This window comes from Gemmatimonadales bacterium, assembly GCA_035502185.1.
Classification (GTDB): domain Bacteria; phylum Gemmatimonadota; class Gemmatimonadetes; order Gemmatimonadales; family JACORV01; genus Fen-1245.
In genome coordinates this window covers 35,179-55,263 of record DATJUT010000015.1, presented here as the reverse complement: position 1 = coordinate 55,263, position 20,085 = coordinate 35,179, and the positions used below count along the sequence as shown (strand labels likewise).

Annotated in this window: 17 protein-coding genes; 4 read left to right on the top strand and 13 right to left on the bottom strand. The window is 71.3% G+C overall.

The features are described 5' to 3' along the window. Nucleotide 1 precedes the first annotated feature (1 nt). The 9 genes from rpsR to VMF70_01710 all read right to left on the bottom strand — a co-directional run bounded on the left by rpsR (nucleotide 2) and on the right by VMF70_01710 (nucleotide 9,648). Entirely contained in the window at nucleotides 2–223 is a 222-nt protein-coding gene (gene rpsR / locus VMF70_01750) for a 30S ribosomal protein S18 (protein ID HTT66729.1), read from the bottom strand. Next, entirely contained in the window at nucleotides 220–567 is a 348-nt protein-coding gene (gene rpsF / locus VMF70_01745; GenBank protein ID HTT66728.1) for a 30S ribosomal protein S6, read from the bottom strand. The genes rpsR and rpsF overlap by 4 nt, the downstream gene beginning before the upstream one ends. A gap of 198 nt (nucleotides 568–765) precedes the next feature. Then, nucleotides 766–2,238, bottom strand: a complete 1,473-nt coding sequence (locus VMF70_01740) for a NupC/NupG family nucleoside CNT transporter (protein HTT66727.1) — start codon at nucleotides 2,236–2,238, stop codon at nucleotides 766–768. A 34-nt stretch (nucleotides 2,239–2,272) separates the two neighbouring features. Continuing rightward, entirely contained in the window at nucleotides 2,273–2,857 is a 585-nt protein-coding gene (pth, locus tag VMF70_01735; GenBank protein ID HTT66726.1) for an aminoacyl-tRNA hydrolase, read from the bottom strand. 15 nt (nucleotides 2,858–2,872) lie between these two features. Then, entirely contained in the window at nucleotides 2,873–3,613 is a 741-nt protein-coding gene (locus VMF70_01730) for a 50S ribosomal protein L25 (GenBank protein HTT66725.1), read from the bottom strand. Between the two features lie 67 nt (nucleotides 3,614–3,680). Continuing rightward, the gene (locus VMF70_01725) at nucleotides 3,681–4,634 is read right to left on the bottom strand and encodes a ribose-phosphate pyrophosphokinase (protein ID HTT66724.1); all 954 of its coding nucleotides are present in this window, start codon (nucleotides 4,632–4,634) and stop codon (nucleotides 3,681–3,683) included. A gap of 201 nt (nucleotides 4,635–4,835) precedes the next feature. Continuing rightward, a complete protein-coding gene (locus VMF70_01720; protein ID HTT66723.1) occupies nucleotides 4,836–5,366 on the bottom strand; it encodes an SgcJ/EcaC family oxidoreductase in 531 nt (176 codons plus the stop codon). 67 nt (nucleotides 5,367–5,433) lie between these two features. Beyond that, the gene (locus tag VMF70_01715) at nucleotides 5,434–8,928 is read right to left on the bottom strand and encodes a glycosyltransferase (GenBank protein ID HTT66722.1); all 3,495 of its coding nucleotides are present in this window, start codon (nucleotides 8,926–8,928) and stop codon (nucleotides 5,434–5,436) included. Nucleotides 8,929–8,979: 51 nt separating this feature from the next. After that, complete coding sequence (locus tag VMF70_01710) at nucleotides 8,980–9,648, bottom strand: hypothetical protein (protein HTT66721.1); 669 nt, start codon at nucleotides 9,646–9,648, stop codon at nucleotides 8,980–8,982. A 181-nt stretch (nucleotides 9,649–9,829) separates the two neighbouring features. Here VMF70_01710 and VMF70_01705 point away from each other — a divergent pair, with 181 nt between their 5' ends. After that, nucleotides 9,830–10,924: a hypothetical protein gene (locus tag VMF70_01705; protein ID HTT66720.1), complete on the top strand. Its 1,095-nt coding sequence runs from the start codon at nucleotides 9,830–9,832 to the stop codon at nucleotides 10,922–10,924. A gap of 10 nt (nucleotides 10,925–10,934) precedes the next feature. On the opposite strand, the gene VMF70_01700 is transcribed toward VMF70_01705, so the two are convergent. Both VMF70_01700 and VMF70_01695 read right to left on the bottom strand, forming a co-directional pair. Further along, entirely contained in the window at nucleotides 10,935–12,137 is a 1,203-nt protein-coding gene (locus VMF70_01700) for a beta-ketoacyl-[acyl-carrier-protein] synthase family protein (protein ID HTT66719.1), read from the bottom strand. Beyond that, a complete protein-coding gene (locus VMF70_01695; GenBank protein ID HTT66718.1) occupies nucleotides 12,134–13,612 on the bottom strand; it encodes a hypothetical protein in 1,479 nt (492 codons plus the stop codon). The genes VMF70_01700 and VMF70_01695 overlap by 4 nt, the downstream gene beginning before the upstream one ends. Nucleotides 13,613–13,860: 248 nt before the next feature. Here VMF70_01695 and VMF70_01690 point away from each other — a divergent pair, with 248 nt between their 5' ends. Further along, entirely contained in the window at nucleotides 13,861–14,571 is a 711-nt protein-coding gene (locus VMF70_01690) for a DUF4136 domain-containing protein (GenBank protein ID HTT66717.1), read from the top strand. A gap of 166 nt (nucleotides 14,572–14,737) precedes the next feature. Beyond that, nucleotides 14,738–15,130: a hypothetical protein gene (locus tag VMF70_01685; GenBank protein HTT66716.1), complete on the top strand. Its 393-nt coding sequence runs from the start codon at nucleotides 14,738–14,740 to the stop codon at nucleotides 15,128–15,130. Here the strand turns inward: VMF70_01685 and VMF70_01680 are convergent. Together VMF70_01680 and VMF70_01675 are read right to left on the bottom strand one after the other, a co-directional pair. Further along, the gene (locus VMF70_01680; GenBank protein ID HTT66715.1) at nucleotides 15,127–17,469 is read right to left on the bottom strand and encodes a M1 family aminopeptidase; all 2,343 of its coding nucleotides are present in this window, start codon (nucleotides 17,467–17,469) and stop codon (nucleotides 15,127–15,129) included. The two genes, VMF70_01685 and VMF70_01680, sit on opposite strands and share 4 nt — an antisense overlap. Nucleotides 17,470–17,817: 348 nt before the next feature. Beyond that, on the bottom strand, nucleotides 17,818–18,375 hold the full coding sequence (locus VMF70_01675) for a hypothetical protein (protein ID HTT66714.1): 558 nt from the start codon (nucleotides 18,373–18,375) through the stop codon (nucleotides 17,818–17,820). A gap of 92 nt (nucleotides 18,376–18,467) precedes the next feature. On the opposite strand from VMF70_01675, the gene VMF70_01670 reads away from it, so the two are divergent. Next, nucleotides 18,468–19,739, top strand: a complete 1,272-nt coding sequence (locus tag VMF70_01670; protein HTT66713.1) for a hypothetical protein — start codon at nucleotides 18,468–18,470, stop codon at nucleotides 19,737–19,739. Nucleotides 19,740–20,085 lie beyond the last annotated feature (346 nt).

Below are 20,085 nucleotides of genomic sequence, written 5' to 3'. Positions count from 1 at the left end.
GCTACTGGCCGTACCCTTTGATGTAGGGCAGCAGCATCAGCTGCCGTGCCCGCTTGATGGCGGTCGATATCTGGCGCTGGTGGCGGGCGCACATCCCCGACAGCCGGCTCGGCAGGATCTTGCCCCGATCCGTGAGGAACCGGCCCAGCGTGCGGTCGTCCTTGTAGTCCACCACCCGGACGCCCGCTTCGCACACCGGGCACGTCTTGCTGCGCGTCCTCATTCCTCTTCCTCCTCGACCGCCGCCGCCACCGGCGCCTCGACCGGCACCGGCGCGGGCGTGGCCGCCTCGGCCAGCACGATCAGGAAGCGAAGGACGCCCTCGTCGAGCTTCACGGCCCGCTCGAACTCCGGCAGCACCGGCGGCGGCGCCTCGAACTGGGCGATCACGTAGTAGCCGGTCTCGTGCCGCTTCATCTTGTAGGTCAGGGAGCGCTTGCCCCAGTGATTGACGCTGACCTGCACGTCGGGGCCCAGCAGCGCGTGGAACCGCGTCAGCTTCTCGCTGATCGCGGGCTCCTCCAGCGCGCTGTTGAAGATGTAGACGACTTCGTAGCGACGGGTCACGTGCGGCACCTCCCCTTTGGTCTGAGCGGCCCCCGCCGGGTGTGGGCGGGAGCAGGTTGCGTGTGGAGGGAAAGATAGCGTCAGAGGTGAGGGGTGAGAAGTGAGAGGTTCAAGGGAGAGGTGCGGGGCGGAAGGCGTGAGAGGTCGCCTCTCACCTCTCACCTGAACCTCTCACCCCTCACTTCTCACGCTTCACCCCTACAGCAATATCCCCGCGATCGCCGCCGACATGAAGTTCGCCAGCGTCCCTGCCAGCATCGCGCGGAAGCCGAGGCGGGCGAGGTCGTGCTTGCGCTCCGGCGCCAGCGCCCCGATGCCCCCGATCTGGATGCCCACCGAGCTGACGTTCGCGAAACCGCACAGCGCGAACGACGCGATGGTGAAGCTGCGCGGGTCGAGCGCCGCGCGCATCGGCCCCAGCTGCGCGAAGGCGATGAATTCGTTGAGCACCGCGCGCGTGCCCAGCAGGCTGCCGATGGTGCCGGCGTCGCGCCAGGGCACGCCCATCGCCCAGGCCACCGGCCGCCCGACCCAGCCGAGCACGGTCTGGATGCTGGCGGGGAACCACGCGGCCCAGCCGTGCACCCAGGCGAAGCCGCCGTTGAGGAGCGCGATGATCGCGATGAACGAGATCAGCATGGCGATCACGTTGAGCATCAGGTGCAGGCCCTCGCCGGTGCCGCGGGACGCGGCGTCCACCACGTTCACGTCGGTCTTCGGCACGTCGAGCCGCACGATCCCGAGGGTCTCGGGCTGCTCGGTCTCGGGCTGGAGCAGCTTGGCCATCACGATCGTGCCCGGCGCGGTCATGATCACCGCGGTCAGCAGGTGCCGCGCCTCGATGCCGAACGCGATGTAGGCGGCCATGATGGAGCCGGAGACGTGCGCCATGCCCGCCGTCATGACCGTCATCAGCTCCGACTGGGTCATCTTGTTCAGGTAGGGCCGGATGGTCAGCGGCGCCTCGGTCTGGCCCATGAAGATGGAGGCCGCCACGTTGAGGCTCTCCGCGCCGCTCGCCTTGAGCAGCTTGTTCATCGCCAGCGCCATGCCGCGCACCACCACCTGCATGATGCCGAGGTAGTAGAGGATCGCCATCAGCGCCGAGATGAAGATGATGGCCGGCAGGATCTGGAACGCGAACACCACGCCGATCTTGGCGTGCTGCGCGCCGATGTCGCCGAACACGAACTCGGAGCCCGCGTACGAGAAGCTGAGGATCCGGGTGACGATGTCGCCCAGGCTCCGGAACAGCCGGATCCCGAAGGGCACCCGCAGCACGAAGACCGCGAACGCCAGCTGGAGCCCGAGGCCCCAGCCGATGGTGCGCCAGCTGATGGCACCGCGGTTGCGACTCAGCAGGTAGCCGACCAGCAGGAACAGCGCCATGCCCAGCAGGCCGGTGAGGCGGGTGGGCAGGGAGACGGGGGTCGGGGCTTGGAGGGTGGGGCTCGGGGAAGACGGAGCCGGGCTCTGGGCTGCGGGCGCCGCGGCCGGGTGCTGCGCGCCTGGCCGGTCCCCGGTCCCCGCCCCCGAATCCCCGACTGCCGCCCTGGGTGCCTGGGCCACCGCCGCCGTCACCGAGTTGTACACGAAGCGGGGCAGGGTGAACACCGCCAGCGCCGCGATGAAGGCCACGGCGAAGGAGAACAGGACACGGCGCAGGCTCATCTGGCGTCCTTTCGGTAGCGGATCTCGCGCGAGGTCACCCGGCCGGGCGCACGCGACGGTTGAACCGCGTCATCGCGCGCTCCGCGCCCTCCGTCATCCAGCACTCCACCGCCTCGCCCATCTGCGGCAGCAGCTCCTCGACGACCTGGCGATCATCGGGCGGCATGGGCTCGAGCATGAACGCCGCCAGGTCGTCCACGCCCTCGGGCGCCGGACCCACGCCGATCCGCAGCCGGGCGTACTCGCGCGTGCCGAGCGTGGACTCGATGCTCTTCAGGCCGTTGTGTCCGCCGGCGCTCCCGCGGGGGCGGATCCGGAAATAGCCTACCGGCAGCGCCACGTCGTCCACCAGGACCAGCAGGCCCTCGATGGGGCCGCCGGGCTCGGGGGGCCGGAGCCCCGCGAGCGCGTGTCCGGAGTCGTTCATGAAGGTCTGCGGCTTGAGGAGGTGGACGCTCCCGAACGGCGTGCGGCCGCCGGTCGCGAGCGACGGCGGCTGCCGCCGGAAGCGCGGAAGCCGCCACCGCGAGGCGAGCGTGTCGGCCAGCCAGAATCCCGCGTTGTGGCGGGTGTCGGCGTAACCGGCGCCGGGGTTGCCGAGCCCGACGATCAGCTTCACGCCACGCCGCCCGTCCTACTTCTTGTCCTTCTTGTCCTTCTTCTCCTCGACCTCGCCCTCCTCGTCCGTCGGCTTGCGCTTCCGGATCAGCTCGGGCTCCGCGACCTCCGCGGCACCCTCGACCGGAGCCGCAACCGCCTCGCCCTCCACCGGCGCACCCTCCACCACGGCGCCGGCCACCGGCGCGACGACCTCTTCGACCCGCGGCGCGACGACCGTGCACACCGTCAGCGCCGCATCCATGAGGATGTGGACGTTGGGGATCGCCAGATCGGAGACGTGCAGCGACTTGCCGATCGTGAGCGCCGTCACGTCCAGCTCCACGCGCTCGGGGATGTCGGTCGGCAGGACCTCGATGGCGACGTTGCGGATGACCTGGTCCAGCGTGCCGCCCTGGTTGCGCACCCCCTCGGGAATGCCGACGCAGTGGATGGGCACCTCGAGCCGGATCTTCTCGCCCGCGCGGATCTCGTAGAAGTCCACGTGCACGATCCCCGGGCGGACCGGGTGCCGCTGGACCTCGCGAATCAGCGTGGGGACGGTCCCGCCGTCCAGGGCCAGCTCCACGATGGTGCTCTCGGGGTGGATCTTCTCGAGCAGCCGGCCGAGGGCCACGCCGTCGACGGTGAGGGCGACCGGCTCGCGGCCGCGCCCGTAGATGACGGCCGGCACCTGCCCGCCGCGGCGCATGGCGCGCGCGGCGCCCTTGCCGTGGGTGGAACGGTTGCTCGCTTTCAACTGAACGGTCTGGGCCATTGCTCCGATCCTCGAAGCGTGAGACGAGAGAAGTGAAGAGTGAGAGCCCTCACCTCTCACTTGGTGTTCAATCGAACAAACTGCTCACCGACTTGTCGCTGTGCGTGTTCGCGATCGCCGTCGCGAGCAAGCCCCCCACCGACAGCACCACCAGGCGGTCGAACGGCTTCCGGTTCGGCATGTTGATCGTGTTGGTCACCGCCAGCTCCTCGATCGGCGACGCCGACAGGCGGTCGATCGCCGGTCCCGACAGCAGCGCGTGCGACGCACAGCAGTACACGTTCCGGGCGCCGAGCCGCTTCAGCGCCGCGGCGGCCTCGCTCACCGTCCCGGCGGTGTCGATGAGGTCGTCGGGGATCAGGCAGTCGCGCCCCTCGACCTCGCCGACCACGTTGACCACTTCGGCGATGTTCGCCGACGGGCGCCGCTTGTCGATGATCGCCAGCGAGCCGTTGAGGCGCTTGGCGAAACCCCGCGCCATCTTCGCCGAGCCGACGTCCGGCGCGACCACCACGAGGTCCTTCAGCATCTTCTGCCGGTAGTGCGCCGTCAGGACCGGCGCGCCGTACAGATGGTCCACCGGGATGTCGAAGAACCCCTGCAGCTGGTGCGAGTGGAAATCCATCGCCAGCACCCGGTCCGCGCCCGCCGTGCTCACCAGGTTCGCGACCAGCTTGGCGCTGATGGCCACCCTCGGCTGGTCCTTGCGGTCCTGCCGCGCGTAGCCGAAGTACGGGATCACCGCCGTGATCCGCGCCGCGCTCGCCCGCCGCGCCGCGTCCATCAGCAGCAGCAGCTCGATCAGGTTCTCGGCCGGCGGGTTGGTGGGCTGGATGATGTAGACGTCGCGCCCACGCAGGTTCTCGTCGATCTTGACGAACAGCTCGCCGTCGGAGAACCGCCGGATCGTCACCTCGCACAGCGGCTGCTTGAGATGCGCCGCAATCTCCTCGGCCAGGGGCCGGTTCGCGGTCCCTGCGAGCAGCATGAGCTGGCTGCGCCGAAGCGAGACGTCGGCCATAAAAGCCCTTAAACCTAGTTAGGGGGTTCCCAGACGCCAAGTTGCCAGTGGTTACCAGCCGTGAGACGACGGCGGCCAGACCAGCTGCAAGTACTGGCAACCGGTCTGGCCCCTTGCCTCTTTCACCTGGCAACCACTGCTCGACTTGCCGTCTGGCAACTGCCCGGCAAACCGCCTTCCGCTATCGGCCCGGCCCTTCTGCTACCGCCCCTTCTTCGCGGGCGCCGGCGGCGCCATGGGCGCGTCGCCGCTACTGGCCAGGCAGGTGAGCTTCCAGCGGCCGTCGGACTGCTTCATCATCACCGCCAGGTACTTGCCGGACATCGGCGCGGGCGCGGCCGGCGCCGCGCCCTTGGCGGGCGCGGGGGGCGCGGGGGGCGTCAGCGTGAAGGTCCCCACGTCGACCGCCAGGTCCTGCCGGCCGGTCAGCGCGGTCGAGGTCACGGCGAGCACGGGTCGGGTGGGCGTGCCCAGGGCGCTGTTGAGGTAGGTGCGGATGGCGTTGCTGCCCTTGAGCGCCCCCGTGTCGGCCTGCTGCAGCAGTGCGTCGTCGGTGTACAGCGACACGACGCCGTCGACGTTGCCCCGGTTCCAGGCGGCGGCGTAGTCCGCACGGACTTTGGCGATCGCCGTGGAGTCGGCGCCAGTGAGCAGCTGGGGTTTGTTGGAGGGCTGGCAGGCGGCGAGCAGCAGGAGCGCGACGCCGGCGGTGAGGGATGCGGTGCGACGCATGAGGGCCTCGAAGAGGTGTCTGGTGGGGTCAGAGGTAGCGCGCGGCAGCCGCCGGCGCAAGCGGCGGCTACGCCGTCCGCGCCGTCCGTACCGCCAGGCGCACGGTGCCCTTGCGCTCCAGCTTCCCCCAGCCCTGGCGCTTGCCCTTGATCGCGGTCACCACCGACTTCCACAGCACCGCGTACATCAGCTGGCGGTAGACGAACCGCTGCCAGAACAGCCACCACAGGTCCCGGTACTTCTCCCGGTCGAGCCGGTAGGCGATGAGCGCGCCCACCAGGTCCACGCCGAAGAAGATGCCGTAGAAGAACCCTACCTCCAGCACCAGCCGCGTGATGCCCGGCAGCGGCTGCCAGTCCTGGTGCAGGGCCCCCATCGTGGCCCAGGAGTACGCGAAGTCGATCAGGGTCCAGACCACCTTGAGGTCCACCAGCGGGCCCAGGGCCTGGAACAGGACCTGGAACACCCACACCGCGGGGATCGCGAGGCCCCCGAACCACCCGTAGCGGAACAGCGCGCCGCGGTGCTTCCACAGGCATTGCAGCGTGCCGTAGGCCCAGCGGAAGCGCTGGCGGAAGAACGCCTGGAAGGTGGCCGGCGCCTCGGTGTAGCCGAGCGTCTCGGTGTCGGCGGTGATCCGCCATCCCGCGCGCCGGAGCCGGTAGGTCAGCTCCATGTCTTCGGCCATCGTGTCGGCGAGATAGCCGCCGACCGCGAGCACGGCGCTGCGCCGCCAGGCGCCCACCGCTCCGGGCACGACCGTGATGGCGTTGAGATGCGCGTACGCCCGCCGGTCGAGGTTCTGGCTGGTGATGTACTCGATGGACTGCCAGCGGGTGAGGACGTTGATGCGGTTGCCGACCTTCACGTTTCCGGCCACCGCGCCCACCTGCGCGTCCTGGAAGTGGCGGACGATCAGCGCGATGCCCTGCGGGGCGATCTGGGTGTCGGCGTCGAAGCACACCAGGATGTCGCCGCGCGCGTCCTGGATCCCGCGGTTCAACGCGGCCGCCTTGCCGCCGTTCGCCTGGCGTATCAGGTGGATGCGCTGGTCGGCGCCGAACTCGCGGCTCACCGCGTCGCCCGTGCCGTCGGCCGAGCCGTCGTCCACCACGATGACTTCCAGGTCCGGGTACTGGTTGGCCAGCACGCTGCGGATGGTGCGGACGATGACCGGCTGCTCGTTGTAGGCGGCGATCAGCACCGAGACCGACGGGCGGAAGGCGGGGTCGAACACCGTGCGCTTGGCGCGGTGGCGAGCCAGCAGGGCGACGGGAATGATGAACACCACCCGGCCGACGGCCAGTGCGACCGCGAAGATGAACGTGGCGCCGAGCAGGGTCTCGAAGGTGAACAGGGTGTCGAACGTCACCCGGTCGAGGCCGACCAGCAGCTCCTCGTGCGGGCTCACCGAGGGCATCACGACGTCGCGCGGCACGCCGATCAGCTGGGAGACCGTGACGAACTGGTAGCCGCGGTCCTCGAGGTCGTGCACCAGCACCGGCAGGGCCTGCACCGTCGCCTTCCGGTCGCCGCCGCCGCTGTGGAGCAGGATGACGTTGCCCTTGATGCTGTCCACCTGCTTCAGCGTCGCGGCGATGATGTCGTCGGCGGTGCGCACCGTCCGCGCGCCCGTGCTGTCCGTCTTGAAGAGGTTCCAGTCCTGCGGGTCGATCAGCTCACCCACCGTGATGTAGCCGAGCCGCGCCGCCACCAGGACCGGATCCGTCTCCTCGTTGGTGTTCGGCTCCTGGTCGGCGTTGTAGGGAAAGCGGAACAGGATGGTGGACCGGCCGAGTACGGCCTCGAGCGCGCGCTGGGTCGTGTTGAACTCCAGCATCAGCCGCCGGTAGCTCACGGCCCCCATGTTGGGATGCGTGAACGTGTGGTTGCCGATCTCGTGGCCCTCGCGCAGGATGCGCCGCGTGACCTCCGGGTAGCGCTCCACGTTCTCCCCGATGAGGAAGAACGTCGCCTTCACCCCGAGGTCCTTCAGCTCGTCCAGGATCTCCGGCGTGAAGACGCGGTCGGGGCCGTCGTCGAAGGTGAGCACCAGCTTCTTGGGCTTGTAGCCGGAGTGCCGGATCACGTACGGCGAGGGGAAGGTGAGGTACTCCTCGTCCGTGACGACGCCGGTGGCGGAGTCGGCATCCACGGTCCGGAGCCCGCCCCGGGGCGAGGAGACCACCTCCAGGACGTCGCCGTCGCCGGTCTTGAGCGGAGCGTAGGGCGGCGGGATGGTGTCGAGCCGGCCGGCGCCGGGCAGCGAGTCCGGCGCGTGGCGGTCGAACACCGCCCACACCGACGGATCCTCGGAGCCGAGCACCCACAGCACGGCGCTCTTCACGCCGCTGCGGCGCGCCAGCAGCAGGTCGTCGTAGGCCGTCGCGGCGTCCAGCATCCACACCTCGTGGGTCCTGGACGAGTCGTCCTGGTACTGGAAGGTCGGGTTGAGCGCCACCGGGTCGAAGTCCACCACCTGCCGCGCCGGCTCGTCGGGATGGTTGTCCTGCGCGGTGAACAGCGCCTGCTGGTAGGTGACGGCCGTGCCGGCCTTCCCGCCGACGGGCCAGTCGAGGCCGTAGTTGCCGATGCCGGCGACGAGCTTCGCGGGCGGCACCTGCTGCAGGGTCCGGGCGAGCACGCTGTCGAACCACGGCACCGAGGCCACGGGCCCGGGCGCCGAGGCGGGCGCGTGCTGGGCGTACGCCATCAGGATGACGTAGTCCGCCGCCTGCGCGATGGGCGCGAGCGGCACGTCCCTGCGGCCGGCCTCGACGTCCACGCTGAGCTGCAGCTCCGCCGCGTGGAGCACGCTCCTCAGGAGCGCGACGAAGCGGGGCAGGCGTGCGTAGTCATCGGCCTGGAGGTTCTCGAGGTCGAGATTCAGGCCCTGGAAATCCTCCTTCACCAGCCAGTCGCGGATGGCGTACGCCAGCTCGAGCTGGCGCCGGCCGGACGACAGCAGCACGTGGGCGCGGACCGGATCGAACTGTCCGCCCTCGGCGTTGTTGAGCACGGGGTGGATGTCGATGTGGTGGTCGCGCGCGACGTCGACCACGTCGAGGTTGGACTGCGTGACCTCCGGGTCCCAGTCCTTGAAGTCCAGGCCGGTGCCGGCCCGGTTGAGGTGCAGCCACTCCGGGAACAGGTCGGTCAGCCGGTCCGCGTTCAGCCGCAGCGAGTACAGGCCGCTCCGCTGCCAGATGGCGTAGAACGCCGCGATCATCGTGTCCGGCTTCACCGGCGGGCCGGGGAGCGCGGCGCGCCGGGCGGCGCGGGCCCGCCGGGCGGCGATGTCCTTCCACAGCTCGATGCGCGAGCGGCGCAGCAGCGAGCGGTTCAGCCGCTGGCTGCGCCTGGGCAGCAGCGTCTGGCCGGCGCGGTTGAGCTGGCGCGCCGGATTGGCCATGCCGGGGAACCGGGGGAGGAACGGGACGACCAGCAGGCTGACGACGAAGATGGTGGTCACGACGGCGGCGCCGAGTCCGAGCACGGTGGACGAGCGGTTCACCGCCCGCCGCCGCTTGCCGGACGCGTCGAAGAAGACCGGAGTGGTCACGAAACCGGAAGCTAAGGCCGGTGGGGCGGCCGCGCGAGGCGGGCGCCGGCCCTACGCGCCGACGGCGGCGAGCACGATCCCCAGCACGGCGATCAGCGCGCCTGCGGCGGCGTCGCCGTAGCGGTCGACCCAGGGGGCGGTGAGCCGGGTCGCCCCGCGCCAGGCCAGCAGCGTCAGCCCGGCCATCGTGGCGATGGTCGCGATCTCGTACAGCAGCGCCACGGCCGCCACCGCGCCGGTCCCCAGCGGCGCCGCCGCGATCACGAGCGGCATCACGGCCACGCACGGATCCGCGCAGGCCAGCAGGAACAGCGTCCACGGGGTCATGCGCGCGGCATCGTGCACGTGGTCGTAGTGCCGGTGCGCGTGCCCGTGGAGGCGCCGGCCGGCGGCGCGCCGGACGCCCCAGATCGCGTAGGCGATGCCGAACGCCACCAGCAGCAGCCCGCCCCAGGCCTCGAGACGGCGGCCGAACGCCGCCACCAGCTCGAGGCCGAACACCAGGCCGACCACCCCGAGCGCGACCGACGTGGTGACGTGCCCGAAGCCGCACAGCATCGTGATCCGCGCCGTCCGGCCCGCCGGCCAGCCCTGCGCGCGCGCCAGGGCCGCGAACGGCACCCAGTGATCCGGGGCGAGCGTGTGCAGCGAGCCCACCGTCACCGCGGTGAGCGCGATGGCGGCGAAGACGCCGAACGCGGCAGGGGCGAAAGCCGTCATGCCGAACGCCGGAGGGCAAGTTCCGTTCCAGCGATCGCGCCGCGGAGTGCGGCGCGCCGGCGACCGCCAACTGGCGAGCCGCAACCCGCGACCATAGCTTGTGTTGACCTCACGACCGCCTTACGGGTCGAGACCACTGCGAAGCGAGCCCACGAGCATGCCTGTTCAGGTGACCCCCGTAGTGAGCAAGCGAGACCTGAAGCGGTTCATCTACCTGCCCGAGGAGCTGCACCGGGACCACCCGCGCTGGATGCCTCCGATCTACATGGACGAGTGGAGGTACTACGACCGGCGCAAGAACCTCGCGTTCCGCTACTGCGACGCGACGCTGCTCCTGGCCTCGAAGAACGGACGGCTGGTGGGCCGCGTGATGGGGATCGTCAACCGCCGCCACAACGAGATGATGAAGGAGAAGTCCGCGCGGTTCGCCGGCCTCGAGGCCACCGAGGACGCGGAGGTGGTCCACGCCCTGCTGTCGCACGTCGAGGGCTGGGCGCGCGAGCGCGGGATGACGAGGATCATCGGCCCGTTCGGCTTCAACGACCAGGATCCCGAGGGGTTCCTGGTCGAGGGGTTCGAGCACGAGCCGACGATCGTGACCTACTACAACTTCCCCTGGCTCATCCCGCTGGTCGAGGCCGAGGGCTACGGGAAGGAAGTGGACTACGTCGTCTACCGCATCCCGGTTCCCGAGCGGATCCCGGAGCTGTACGAGAAGGTCGCCGAGCGGATCGCGGCCCGCGGACACTTCCGCCTGCTGGAGTTCGCCAGCCGGAGTGAGTTGAAGCCGTACATCCGGCCGGTCCTCGGGCTGATGAACGAGACCTTCGTCGGCATCTACGGCTACTCGCCGCTCGACCAGGAGGAGATGGAAGGGCTCGCCAAGCAGTACCTGCCGCTGCTCGATCCCCGGTTCGTGAAGGCGGTCGTCAAGGAAGGGGAGCTGGTCGGCTTCTTCATCGCGATCCCGAACCTGTTCGAGGGCATCGTCAAGGCGCGGGGCCGCCTGTTCCCGTTCGGGTTCATCCACATCCTCCGCGCGATGCGGCGGGCGCGGCAGCTCGATCTGCTCCTCGGCGGCATCAAGGAGGCGTATCGGGGCCGCGGGGTGGACACGCTGCTCGGTGCCGCGATGATGCGCGCGGCCATCGCCGGGGGCTTCGAGGTGATGGACAGCCATCACGAGCTCGAGAGCAACACCAAGATCCGCGCCGAGATGGAGCGGCAGGGTGGAGTGATCTACAAGCGGTACCGGATCTTCCAGAAGACGCTGTAGCCCTCCCGCCTCACGCGGCCTGGAGCACCAGCGCCGCGCAGCGCCCGCCGAAGCTTTCCGCCAGCAGCAGGACGGCGTCCCGGCCGCCCGCCTCCGGTCGCAGAGCGACGCGGCACGGCGGCAGGTCCGGGTCCACCTCCTCGGTGCCGACCGACGGCGGCACGATGCCGCGCTCGATCGCCAGCACCGCGGCCGCCGTCTCCACCGCGCCGCTCGCGCCGAACGAGTGGCCGATCGCCGCCTTGAGGGAGGTGAGCGGCGACGCCGCCAGGCCGGGCCCGAGGAGCCGCGCGAGTCCCCGGCATTCGGCGCGGTCGCCGAGCCTGGTGCCGGTCCCGTGGGCCTTGATCCACCCGACGGCGTGCGCGCCGGCCGCCTCCAGCGCCTCGTGCGCCGAGGCGGCCACGCCGGTCCCCTCCGCGTCCGGCGCGGTCATCGAGCCGGCCTCGCAGGAGAGCCCGTACCCGCCGGCCATCGCGCGGATGCGCGCCCCGCGAGCCGCGGCGTGCTGCGCCGATTCGAGGATCACGGCGCCGGCGCCCTCCCCGAGCACGGTGCCGCTGCGGCGCCGGTCGAACGGCCGGCACTCGGCGCTCGCACCCGCCGCGTGGGCCAGGATGCCCGACGCGCGGAACGCCGCCGCCACGTCGCGCTGCAGGGTGCAGTCGCCGCCGCCGGCGAGCGCCACGTCCGCGGCCCCGCACGCCACCTTGAGCCAGGCCTCGCCGATGGCCACCATCGCCGAGACGCTCCCGGCCGAGAGATGGAACACGGGGCCGTGGATCCCGTGCTGCTGCGCCAGGAAGGCGCCGCCGGCGCCCGCCATGTAGCGCACCAGCGCCGCCGGTCCCGGCGGCCGGTCGTCGTGGCGCTCCACGTATTGCCGGTGCTCGTCCAGCATGTCCGCGAGGCCGCCCAGGGACGAGCCCTCGATCAGGGCGAATCGCCCGCCGTCCTCGGCCACCTCGGCCAGGCCGGCGTCGCGCCAGGCCTCCTCGCCCGCGGCGGCGAACAAGCGCGCGGCGCGGTCGAGGCGGCGGGTCCGGCGGTCCGGCGGCAGGTCCGGCGCCGCACCGGCCGGGAGGCCGTCCAGCTGCGGCTGGGGCTGGACCGCGCTGCGCCCCGAGGTGACCAGCTCGAGCAGGGCCGGCGCTCCGATGCCGGCCGGCGACACGGCGCCGACGCCCGTGATCACGACCCGACGGGCGTTCACCGGGTCCCCTCGGCGAGCGCCGCGAGCGCGGCGTTGAGGCGCAGCACCGACGCACGCCCCACGGCGAGCGAGTCGCGGCCGAAGGCGGTGAGCGCCGCGAGGTCCGGCGCGCCGGCTTCCGGCGTGTCCACCCGATACCAGCCGGTGGAGCGGAGCAGGAAGCTGCGTGTCTGCCCGGAGGGCAGCGGCGGGACCGCCAGCACGACCTCGGCGCTGGCGCCGTGAGCGAGCGCGTAGTCGCGGTGGTCCACGGCGGCGATCAACGGCGCGATGTCCCGCCCCGCCTGGTCGCGCGCGGCGAGGAGCGTCAGCTCGTGAACGGTGACCGCCTGGTCCGGCGTGTAGTCCATGGCGACGCGGTCGATGTCCCAGAACGAAGGCGCGGACTCGAGCCGCACCAGCACCGTGTCACCGGCGACCGCGGAGAGATCGAGGTCGAGGACCTGGCGCTTGACGATCTCGGGCCCCGCCTCCCAGAAGAGTCCCGCGGGCTGCCAGCCGGAGGCCGTGCGCACCGAGGCGGCGAGGAACGCCTCGCGGGCGAGCCGCGCCTGAACCGCGCGCGCCGCCGCGGGCCGAGCGTTCATCGAGTCGTACCAGGCCTGGGTCGCACTGCCGTGCGCGCGGATGAACTCGACCAGCAGGTGCGTGCCCCACGCCGAGCTGTTGGCGTCCACCACCAGGTGTGCGCGGGTGGCCCCGCGCGGCCGCGCGAAGGCCAGCACGAGCCCGTCACGCAGGTCGGTCGCGCGGGCCGGGTCGCGCCCCGTCACGGCGGACTCCCAGTTCCAGCCGTCGGCATCCCGCACGCGCGCCAGGGCATCGGCGCCCCGGAAGTCGGTGGCCGTGAGCGGCGGCTGGAGCGCGCCGATGGTGTGAATGCCGCCGGCGGGATCCGGCGCCACCGCGAGGCCGGCGTCGTGGTCCACGGCCACCACCGCCAACGCGTCGACGTGATCGGTCTCCGCCAGCTCGTTCGTCACGCGCAGGCGCAGCGTGCCGTCCACGGCGCGCGCGAAGTCGAGGTTGTCGAGATCGGTGCGCTGCAGCGCCTCGACGATCGCCCCGCCGAACGTGCCCGAGTCGAGGCGCCAGTGCCGCCCGTCCCAGCTGTAGACCAGCGGGCAGGATCTCATGTTGAACCCCGAGAGGTCGGGCGCCTTGAACAGGGTCATGTTGTCGAGGGCCTTGATGGCGCCGTACACCAGCGCCGCCGAGGCCCCCACGGCCGCGAGCGCCAGGACGGATCGGCCGGCGTCGACCTGCCGCACCTCGACGCTGGCGACGTCGGCCAACGGCATCGCGTAGCGGGAGCCGGCGAGCGTCGAGTCCCGGTAGCCGCCGAGGGAGTCGCCGCTGATGAACGGCTTGTAGAACAGGATCCAGCCGCCGGTGTGGTCCACGGCCCGGATCACCGTCGGCGGGTGCCGGGCGAGCAGCTCGGCCGGCGGCTTCGACTGGCGCTGCCAGGACATGCAACCGCCGAGGCTCATCGCGCCGAGGACCGCCGCGATCGTGCGGACCGACGGCCCGCACCGCAGGATGGAACCGATTGTCCGACGAGAGGGCTGCATCTGGACGCTCCGACTCGGGTTCGGGGCGTACGGTGCCGCCCGGCCGTCAAGTGCTCGTCAAGGCGGACGCCGGGCCGGAACCGCCACGGCGGTGCGGTGTTAAGAAAGACGTCGCAACAGGCGTCTCACGGATGTGAGGCGTCGCAGTGGTGAGCCTCTTCGATTGGAGCACGACGATGAACACCGGTCGGTTGTACAGCGCGACCGTCCTGGTTGCCGGCGCGGCCCTCGCCACGGCCTGCGCACCGAGCATCCGGAGCGAGCGCGACGAGAACATCCCCGTCCCGCAGGGCGCCACCTGGACCTGGAGCGCCGGCGCCCCTGCCGCGCACGACAGCGGCGCGCGCGGGCGCTACATCCCCGAGCGCCCCGGGTACGACGCGATCGCCCAGCAGCGCTTCCGCCGCGCCGTCGAGGCCGGGATGCAGGAGCGCGGCTTCCGCAAGGTGGATGACACCGCGCAGGCCGACTTCCTCCTCGACCTCGCGTTCAGCGGCTCCGACGCCTATCGCCAGCCGGCCCGGGTCGCGACCACCGTGGGCTTCGGCTTCTACGGCGGCTGGGGTTATCGGCCGTTCGGCTTCTACCGGCCCTGGGGCTTCTACCGTCCGTGGGGCTGGTACCCGTGGGGGTGGGGATTCGCGTTCAGCGGCTATCCGTACGGCTGGTCGGCGCCGGCCTACTACCCGTACGGCGCGAGCGCCTACCGCGACGGGTGGCTGACGCTCGAGCTGCGCTTGAGGTCCGACGGCGAGACGGCGTGGGTCGGCCGCTACCGGACCGAGGCGCACGAAGTGCGGCGGATGTCGCAGGAGAAGATCCAGCAGGTCGTGCACAAGCTGTTCGACACTCTGCACTGAGCCGACCGGCCGACGCCGGTGCCGACGCCGCCCGAAGGTAGGGCGGCGTCGTGTCTTCGGGGCTCCGCGCCGGCCGGCTGGCGAGACGCGTCGCCGCGGGCTGGACTCGTATGGCGCGCGGGGCTACGTTGGCGCCGCAGGGCGATCCTCGAGAGGGGGTCTTGCGATGAGCGCTCCGTCCCCACTTCCCGCGGTGAGCACGCCGCGCGGCACCGTCTACACCCTGATCGCGGCGTGGGCCCTGCGCGCCGGACGGCGCCGGCTCGCCACCTGGGCCGTCGGCGGCGCGGCCGACGCGGTCGGCATTCTGCTCGTGCGGCCGGGCTGGTGGCTGGCGGCGACGCCGTTCGTCTGCCTCGCGGCCGTCGGCTCCTGGGGCCTGGCCTCGCAGCGGGAGCAGGCGCTCGACGGCGCGGGGCGGGCGGCGCCCCGGCAGCGCCGCCTGCTGCGGGCGGCGCGGGTCGCGGCGATCGCCGTCGGGACGGCCGCCGCCGTCGCCGGCTTCTATGGCGCTCTGTGGCTGGTCTTCGGCACCCGCTGGGGGCCGAGCGGAGGCTAGAAGCTCCCGTCCATCTTCACGTCGGCCAGCACGGCGTGCAGATCGTTGAACGTGACCGACCGCGCCTCCGCCGGCAGCAGCGGGCTCAGGTACTCGCCCTGCGCGCCCGTCACGTCGAGCCGGAAGTGCGCCACGCGGTTCTCGCCGAGGTCGGCGGCGACGAGCACCGGCATGCGGAAGCCGGGCGACACGTTGTCCTGGCCGATCCGGAACCGGATCCGGAACCGCCCGCCCTCGGCGGGCTCGCTCTTCCAGCGCACGTGGTAGGTCGGGATGTCCGTGCCCTTCACCCACTCGTCGAAGAACCAATCCATCGGCATCCCGAGGTGCTGCTCGACCACGTGCTGAAAGTCGGCCGTGGTCGCCGGCCGGCCCAGGAAGGTCTGGTAGTAGTCCCGCATCATCGCGGTGAACCGGTCGTCGGACATGGTCCTGAGGTCGAGCATCAGGACCCGGAGCATGTTGAACACCCAGGCGCCCTTCTCGTAGACGATCACCTGGTAGCCGCGGGGCAGGTCCGGCGACAGGTTGCGCCACCCCAGCCAGATCGGACCGACGTCGTCCTTGTCGGTGCGGATGTCGGCGGCGTACTGGTCGAGGAACTTGAAGTACTGCTGCGAGGACTTGCGCTCGACCTGGAGGTACCACAGCGCCGAGAAGTCGGCCAGGCCCTCGTTGAGCCACACGTCGCGGTACGAGGCGGGGCGGACGCCGTTGCCCCACCACTGGTGGGCGGCCTCATGCGCACGGAAGTACTCGTCGAAGCCGTCCAGCGACGTGTTCTGGAACGTCGAGGCCGAGAGGTCGATCATTCCGGGGAACGAGACGCCTTCCGCGTACGGGATCTCCGTGACGAAGAAGTGGTCGTAGGTGCAGCGGCCGAACAGGCTGGCGTAGAGCTTGAGGCTGTTCGAGACGTCCACCGCGACCGTCTCGCTCTTGTTCCCCTGCTCGACCATCGTGCCGCGGGTGCGCTGCCGGATCTGGCGGTGCGCGGCCTCCGAGATCAGCACGTCCACGGCGGGCGCGCCCTCGAACTGGGCGTGGTACAGGTCGAACAGCCCCACGTTGAACGTCGCCTGGTCGGTGGGCAGTCGCTGGGTCCAGTGCGCGGTGGTGATCCGGCCGGCGGCCGAGGAGTCGCCCCGCTCGCCCACGCTGACCAGCGTGTACTGGCTGGGGCTGTGGTACGTCAGGTCGAACGTGGAGACCGTGGAGCCCTGCCCGTTGAACGGGAACCACGGCAGGCCGGGCTCGATCAGGAACCAGTCGAGCCAGCGCCGGAAAACGTCGCCGTGGTAGAACAGGGTGAGCGCCAGCGTGTCGCCCGCGCGGAGCCGGTGGCCCACGCGCACCCAGGCGTCTTCGTCCTCCTCGGCCTTGAACGTGGCGGCCGGCGCGCCGTCGCCCCACCGAGCCGAGTCCAGGGTGAGCTTGGGGGCGAGCTTGAAGTTGAGCCATGGTCCCACCGGCTCGCGGTCCACCGTGGTGAGGATGGCCGCGGCGTCCACCAGGAGGTCGGCGTTGAACCCTTCCTTGATTTGCACGTCGAGCTGGTAGCGGGGCACGCGGAGACGGTCGCGCGGCCCTCGCCAGTCGGCGGGGCTGACGGAGCGGCCCTGGGCGGCGAACCGGGTGACCGGGGTCCAGCTGGTGTGCCACCGCGCGTGGCTCACCGGCCGGTAGAGGGTGACCTCTTCGCTCGCGCCGGGGTTCAGCTCGAACAGGACCGCGTCGCCCCGGTCGGGGGCCAGGCGCGCCAGGAAGTAGCCGGTGGTGTCGCCGTTGAGGAGGGGCTCCATCACGCCGGGATCGTACGAGCCGTCCTTGTCGCCCTTGAGCGAGCCGACGAAGGCGTCCACGTGGTTGCCCACCTCGCCCGGCACGTCGGCCGGGCCGAACGTGAGGGCGCCGATCTGCGCCGCGGTCGAGTCGGCGAAGATCAGGATCACCTCGTGGATCGAGTCGTCGAGCGTCGTGGCATGCGCGAAGCGATGGAGCTCCGCCTGCTCGGCCGGGAGCGGAGGCGTGAGGGTGAAGCGGCCGGTGCCCTCGAACACCGCGCCCACCGTGCGCCCGCCGATCCGCGAGAGCAGGTACAGCTTGCCCTGCTCGAGCACGAGCTGCCCGGCGTCGCGCCGCAGCACGAGGTGGTGCACGTCCGCGACCTGTCCGGCCAGCGGCGCGAGCTTCATGAGCTCGTTGTAGCGCTCGAGGAAGGTGGCGGCCGGCCCGGCGGCGGACGCCGCCTGGGGCGTCTGGCCGGCGAGCCCGACGGGCAGAATGGCGAGCAGTCCGGCCAGGAGCAGGCGGCGCTGAGGGAGTCCACGTGCGTTCATGGGTCGCCACATGGTTGAGGTCCGTGCGGACCGGCCTCGCGCCGGGCCGACCATGCGGCGCAGACTAGGCGGGCGGCGTTAGGCGGGCGTTAGGGGCGGTGGCCGGCGCACGGGACCAAGCCGAGCGCGGGACTCGGATTGCCGACGGATGGTGGTGACGGAGACCTGGCACGGCACCATCACGGATACGGCCGGCCAGGCAATGGACATTACGGGCGCCTACCCGGCCGTGTGGGAGCGGGTGGCGGACGGTCGGAAGATCTTGGCGGAGAACAACTCGTACCCGATGCCGGCACCGCAGCCGGCGCTCGCGAAGAAGCGCCACCAGCCGGCCGGCCCGGCTCCGGCTCAGTGCTTGGTGATGCTCACGCCGAGCTGGCCGAGCAGCAGCGATGCGTTCTGCTGGATGCCGGCCCCGTTGAACTTGATGTCGCCGCCGACGGGGGCCATGAACAGGCTCGCGTAGGGCGCCAGCGTGAGCTGCCGTGCGATCCGGAACTCCCAGCCGGTCCCCAACACCAGGCCGGGCGCGCCGGCGGAGAGCACGTCGCGGCCATCGACGCTGCGCCACGACAACATCCCGGCGCCCAGCTTCCAGTAGAGCGTGCCGCGGGCGCGCGGATAGTAGTAGGCCACCGCGTCCAGACCCCACATGGACTCGTGCACGCCGGACTGGACCCCGCCGGCCCACAGCGTCGCCTCGGCGCCGACCAGCAGGCCGCGCTTGAGCCGGCCGCCGAGCCGCAGCACGCCGGTCGCGGCGGTCCCGCGGTTGGCGCGGCAGATGCTGCACTGGACGCGCGCCACGCCGGGGCCCAGGCCCGCGCCGTACCACAGCGCGTCGCGCCCCTGCACCTCCTGGGCGGCGAGCGCGGGAGCCAGCAGCGCCGACAGGGCGGCGCCCAACACAGCACGTCGGATTGAGCCGGGGGACATCGTTACTTAGACTACGCAAGCATAGTCTAGGTAACTAGTCCCCTTTTCCGGGAGGCCGTCCGATGCTGTCCGCGCTCCGGCGTCGCGCCTGGGTGTCGGCACTCGCCGCACCCGCCGTGGTCCTCCTCGCCTGCAGCGACCACCTCTCCACGGCGGCGGGCGGGGGCGCCGTGCTGCCGGTGGGGAACGCGGCCTCGTTCGGAACGTGGCACCCGGGGCGCTTCGACACCTGCCCGGACTCGGTGCACAACCGGTACTCCGTCGTCGGCCCCGATCACAAGCTCTATCCCACGTGGCATCCGCCGGTGGATCCGGTGACCGGGTGCAGCTTCGGCCACGACCACGGACGGGACCCGCGCGGCTCGAACCTGTACGCGTCGGTCGGCGACATCCCGTTCGGCTACGCCAACGAGCAGCTCGACACCTGGGACCCCGCGAACCCCCGGCACGAGGACCACTTCGGACACAAGGTCGAGTGGGCGAACGACGTCCCGCTGCACTTCGGCAGCGCCGCGGCCAACGCGCTGTTCGACGTGCGCTGCGACGTGCTGGTCAAGCTGCACCAGGGCACGCACTCCGCGGACGCGTTCACCAACAACCTGCACGAGCTGGTCTATCACATCCGCTGCACCGACGGCACCGAGCTCCACGTGACCATGCTCGCGGCCATCGGCGTTCCCGGGCACTTCACGCGCAGCTGCGACGGCACCGACGTCTCCGCCGGGGTCGCCCTGCCGCTGAATTCTCCCCGGGGCGGTGGGCAGCGGGTGATCCCCGACGCCAGCTGCGTCCTCCAGCACATCCTGGTGGCGGCGGGCCAGCAGTCGGACTACGGCACGTTGCACGAGAGCTGGCAGACCTCCAACGCCATCCAGACGGCGGACGGGCGGGACCTGGCGTTCTTCAACCCGTACTTCCAGGTGTTCCTGCCGAGCCGCTACTACGATCCGGCGGCGGCGGGCGTGGTGGGGCGGCCGATGGACATGTGCTACGCGGTTGACAGCGCCACCGGTAACCGGGCGCGCGGTGGTCCATGCGAGGACGCGACCAACGGCGGCACGGTGCTCGGGATCGCGTACGACGATCCGCGCTCGCCGTTCAACGGCGTCCGGCGCGTGGTGGACATCAACGACACCGAGATCCGCAACGCCGACGGGCCGACCGTGTGGTTCACCGACCCGTTCGGCGGTCACGCGAGCACCGACTCGTTCCCCGGCGCGATCCGCCAGTACATCGCGCGGATGGACAACAGCCGCAACGGACTGGGGAACGGCGGCCCCGAGCTGGGCGGCAGCCGCGACTACGGCGCGCCCACCGTGCACGCGCCCAACTGACGGCGGTCGCATGCGCGGGCCGGCCCGCGCCATGCCCGTCGGCGGCTGGAACGACGTGAAACGATGTGATGGGGAAGTACGTCGACGCTTGGCCCCGAAGGATTCGAACCTCCATCACCGGATCCAAAGTCGCTCCGAGCGCCTGGGCCGCTCAAGCACAAAGCTGCTACCACTCCCGCGCCGACGCGAGGTTCCGGCGGAAGAATCCGCCAGGACCGCGCCCGCCAAGGGGAGAATCCCGCACCTCAACTGACCCGCGAACTGCCCACGTGAGGCGTGGGTGGCTGGTAGCGTCATGGCTCCGGAAGGGCGACGATCCTCCTACCCCTGGGGCTGGCACTTGGTT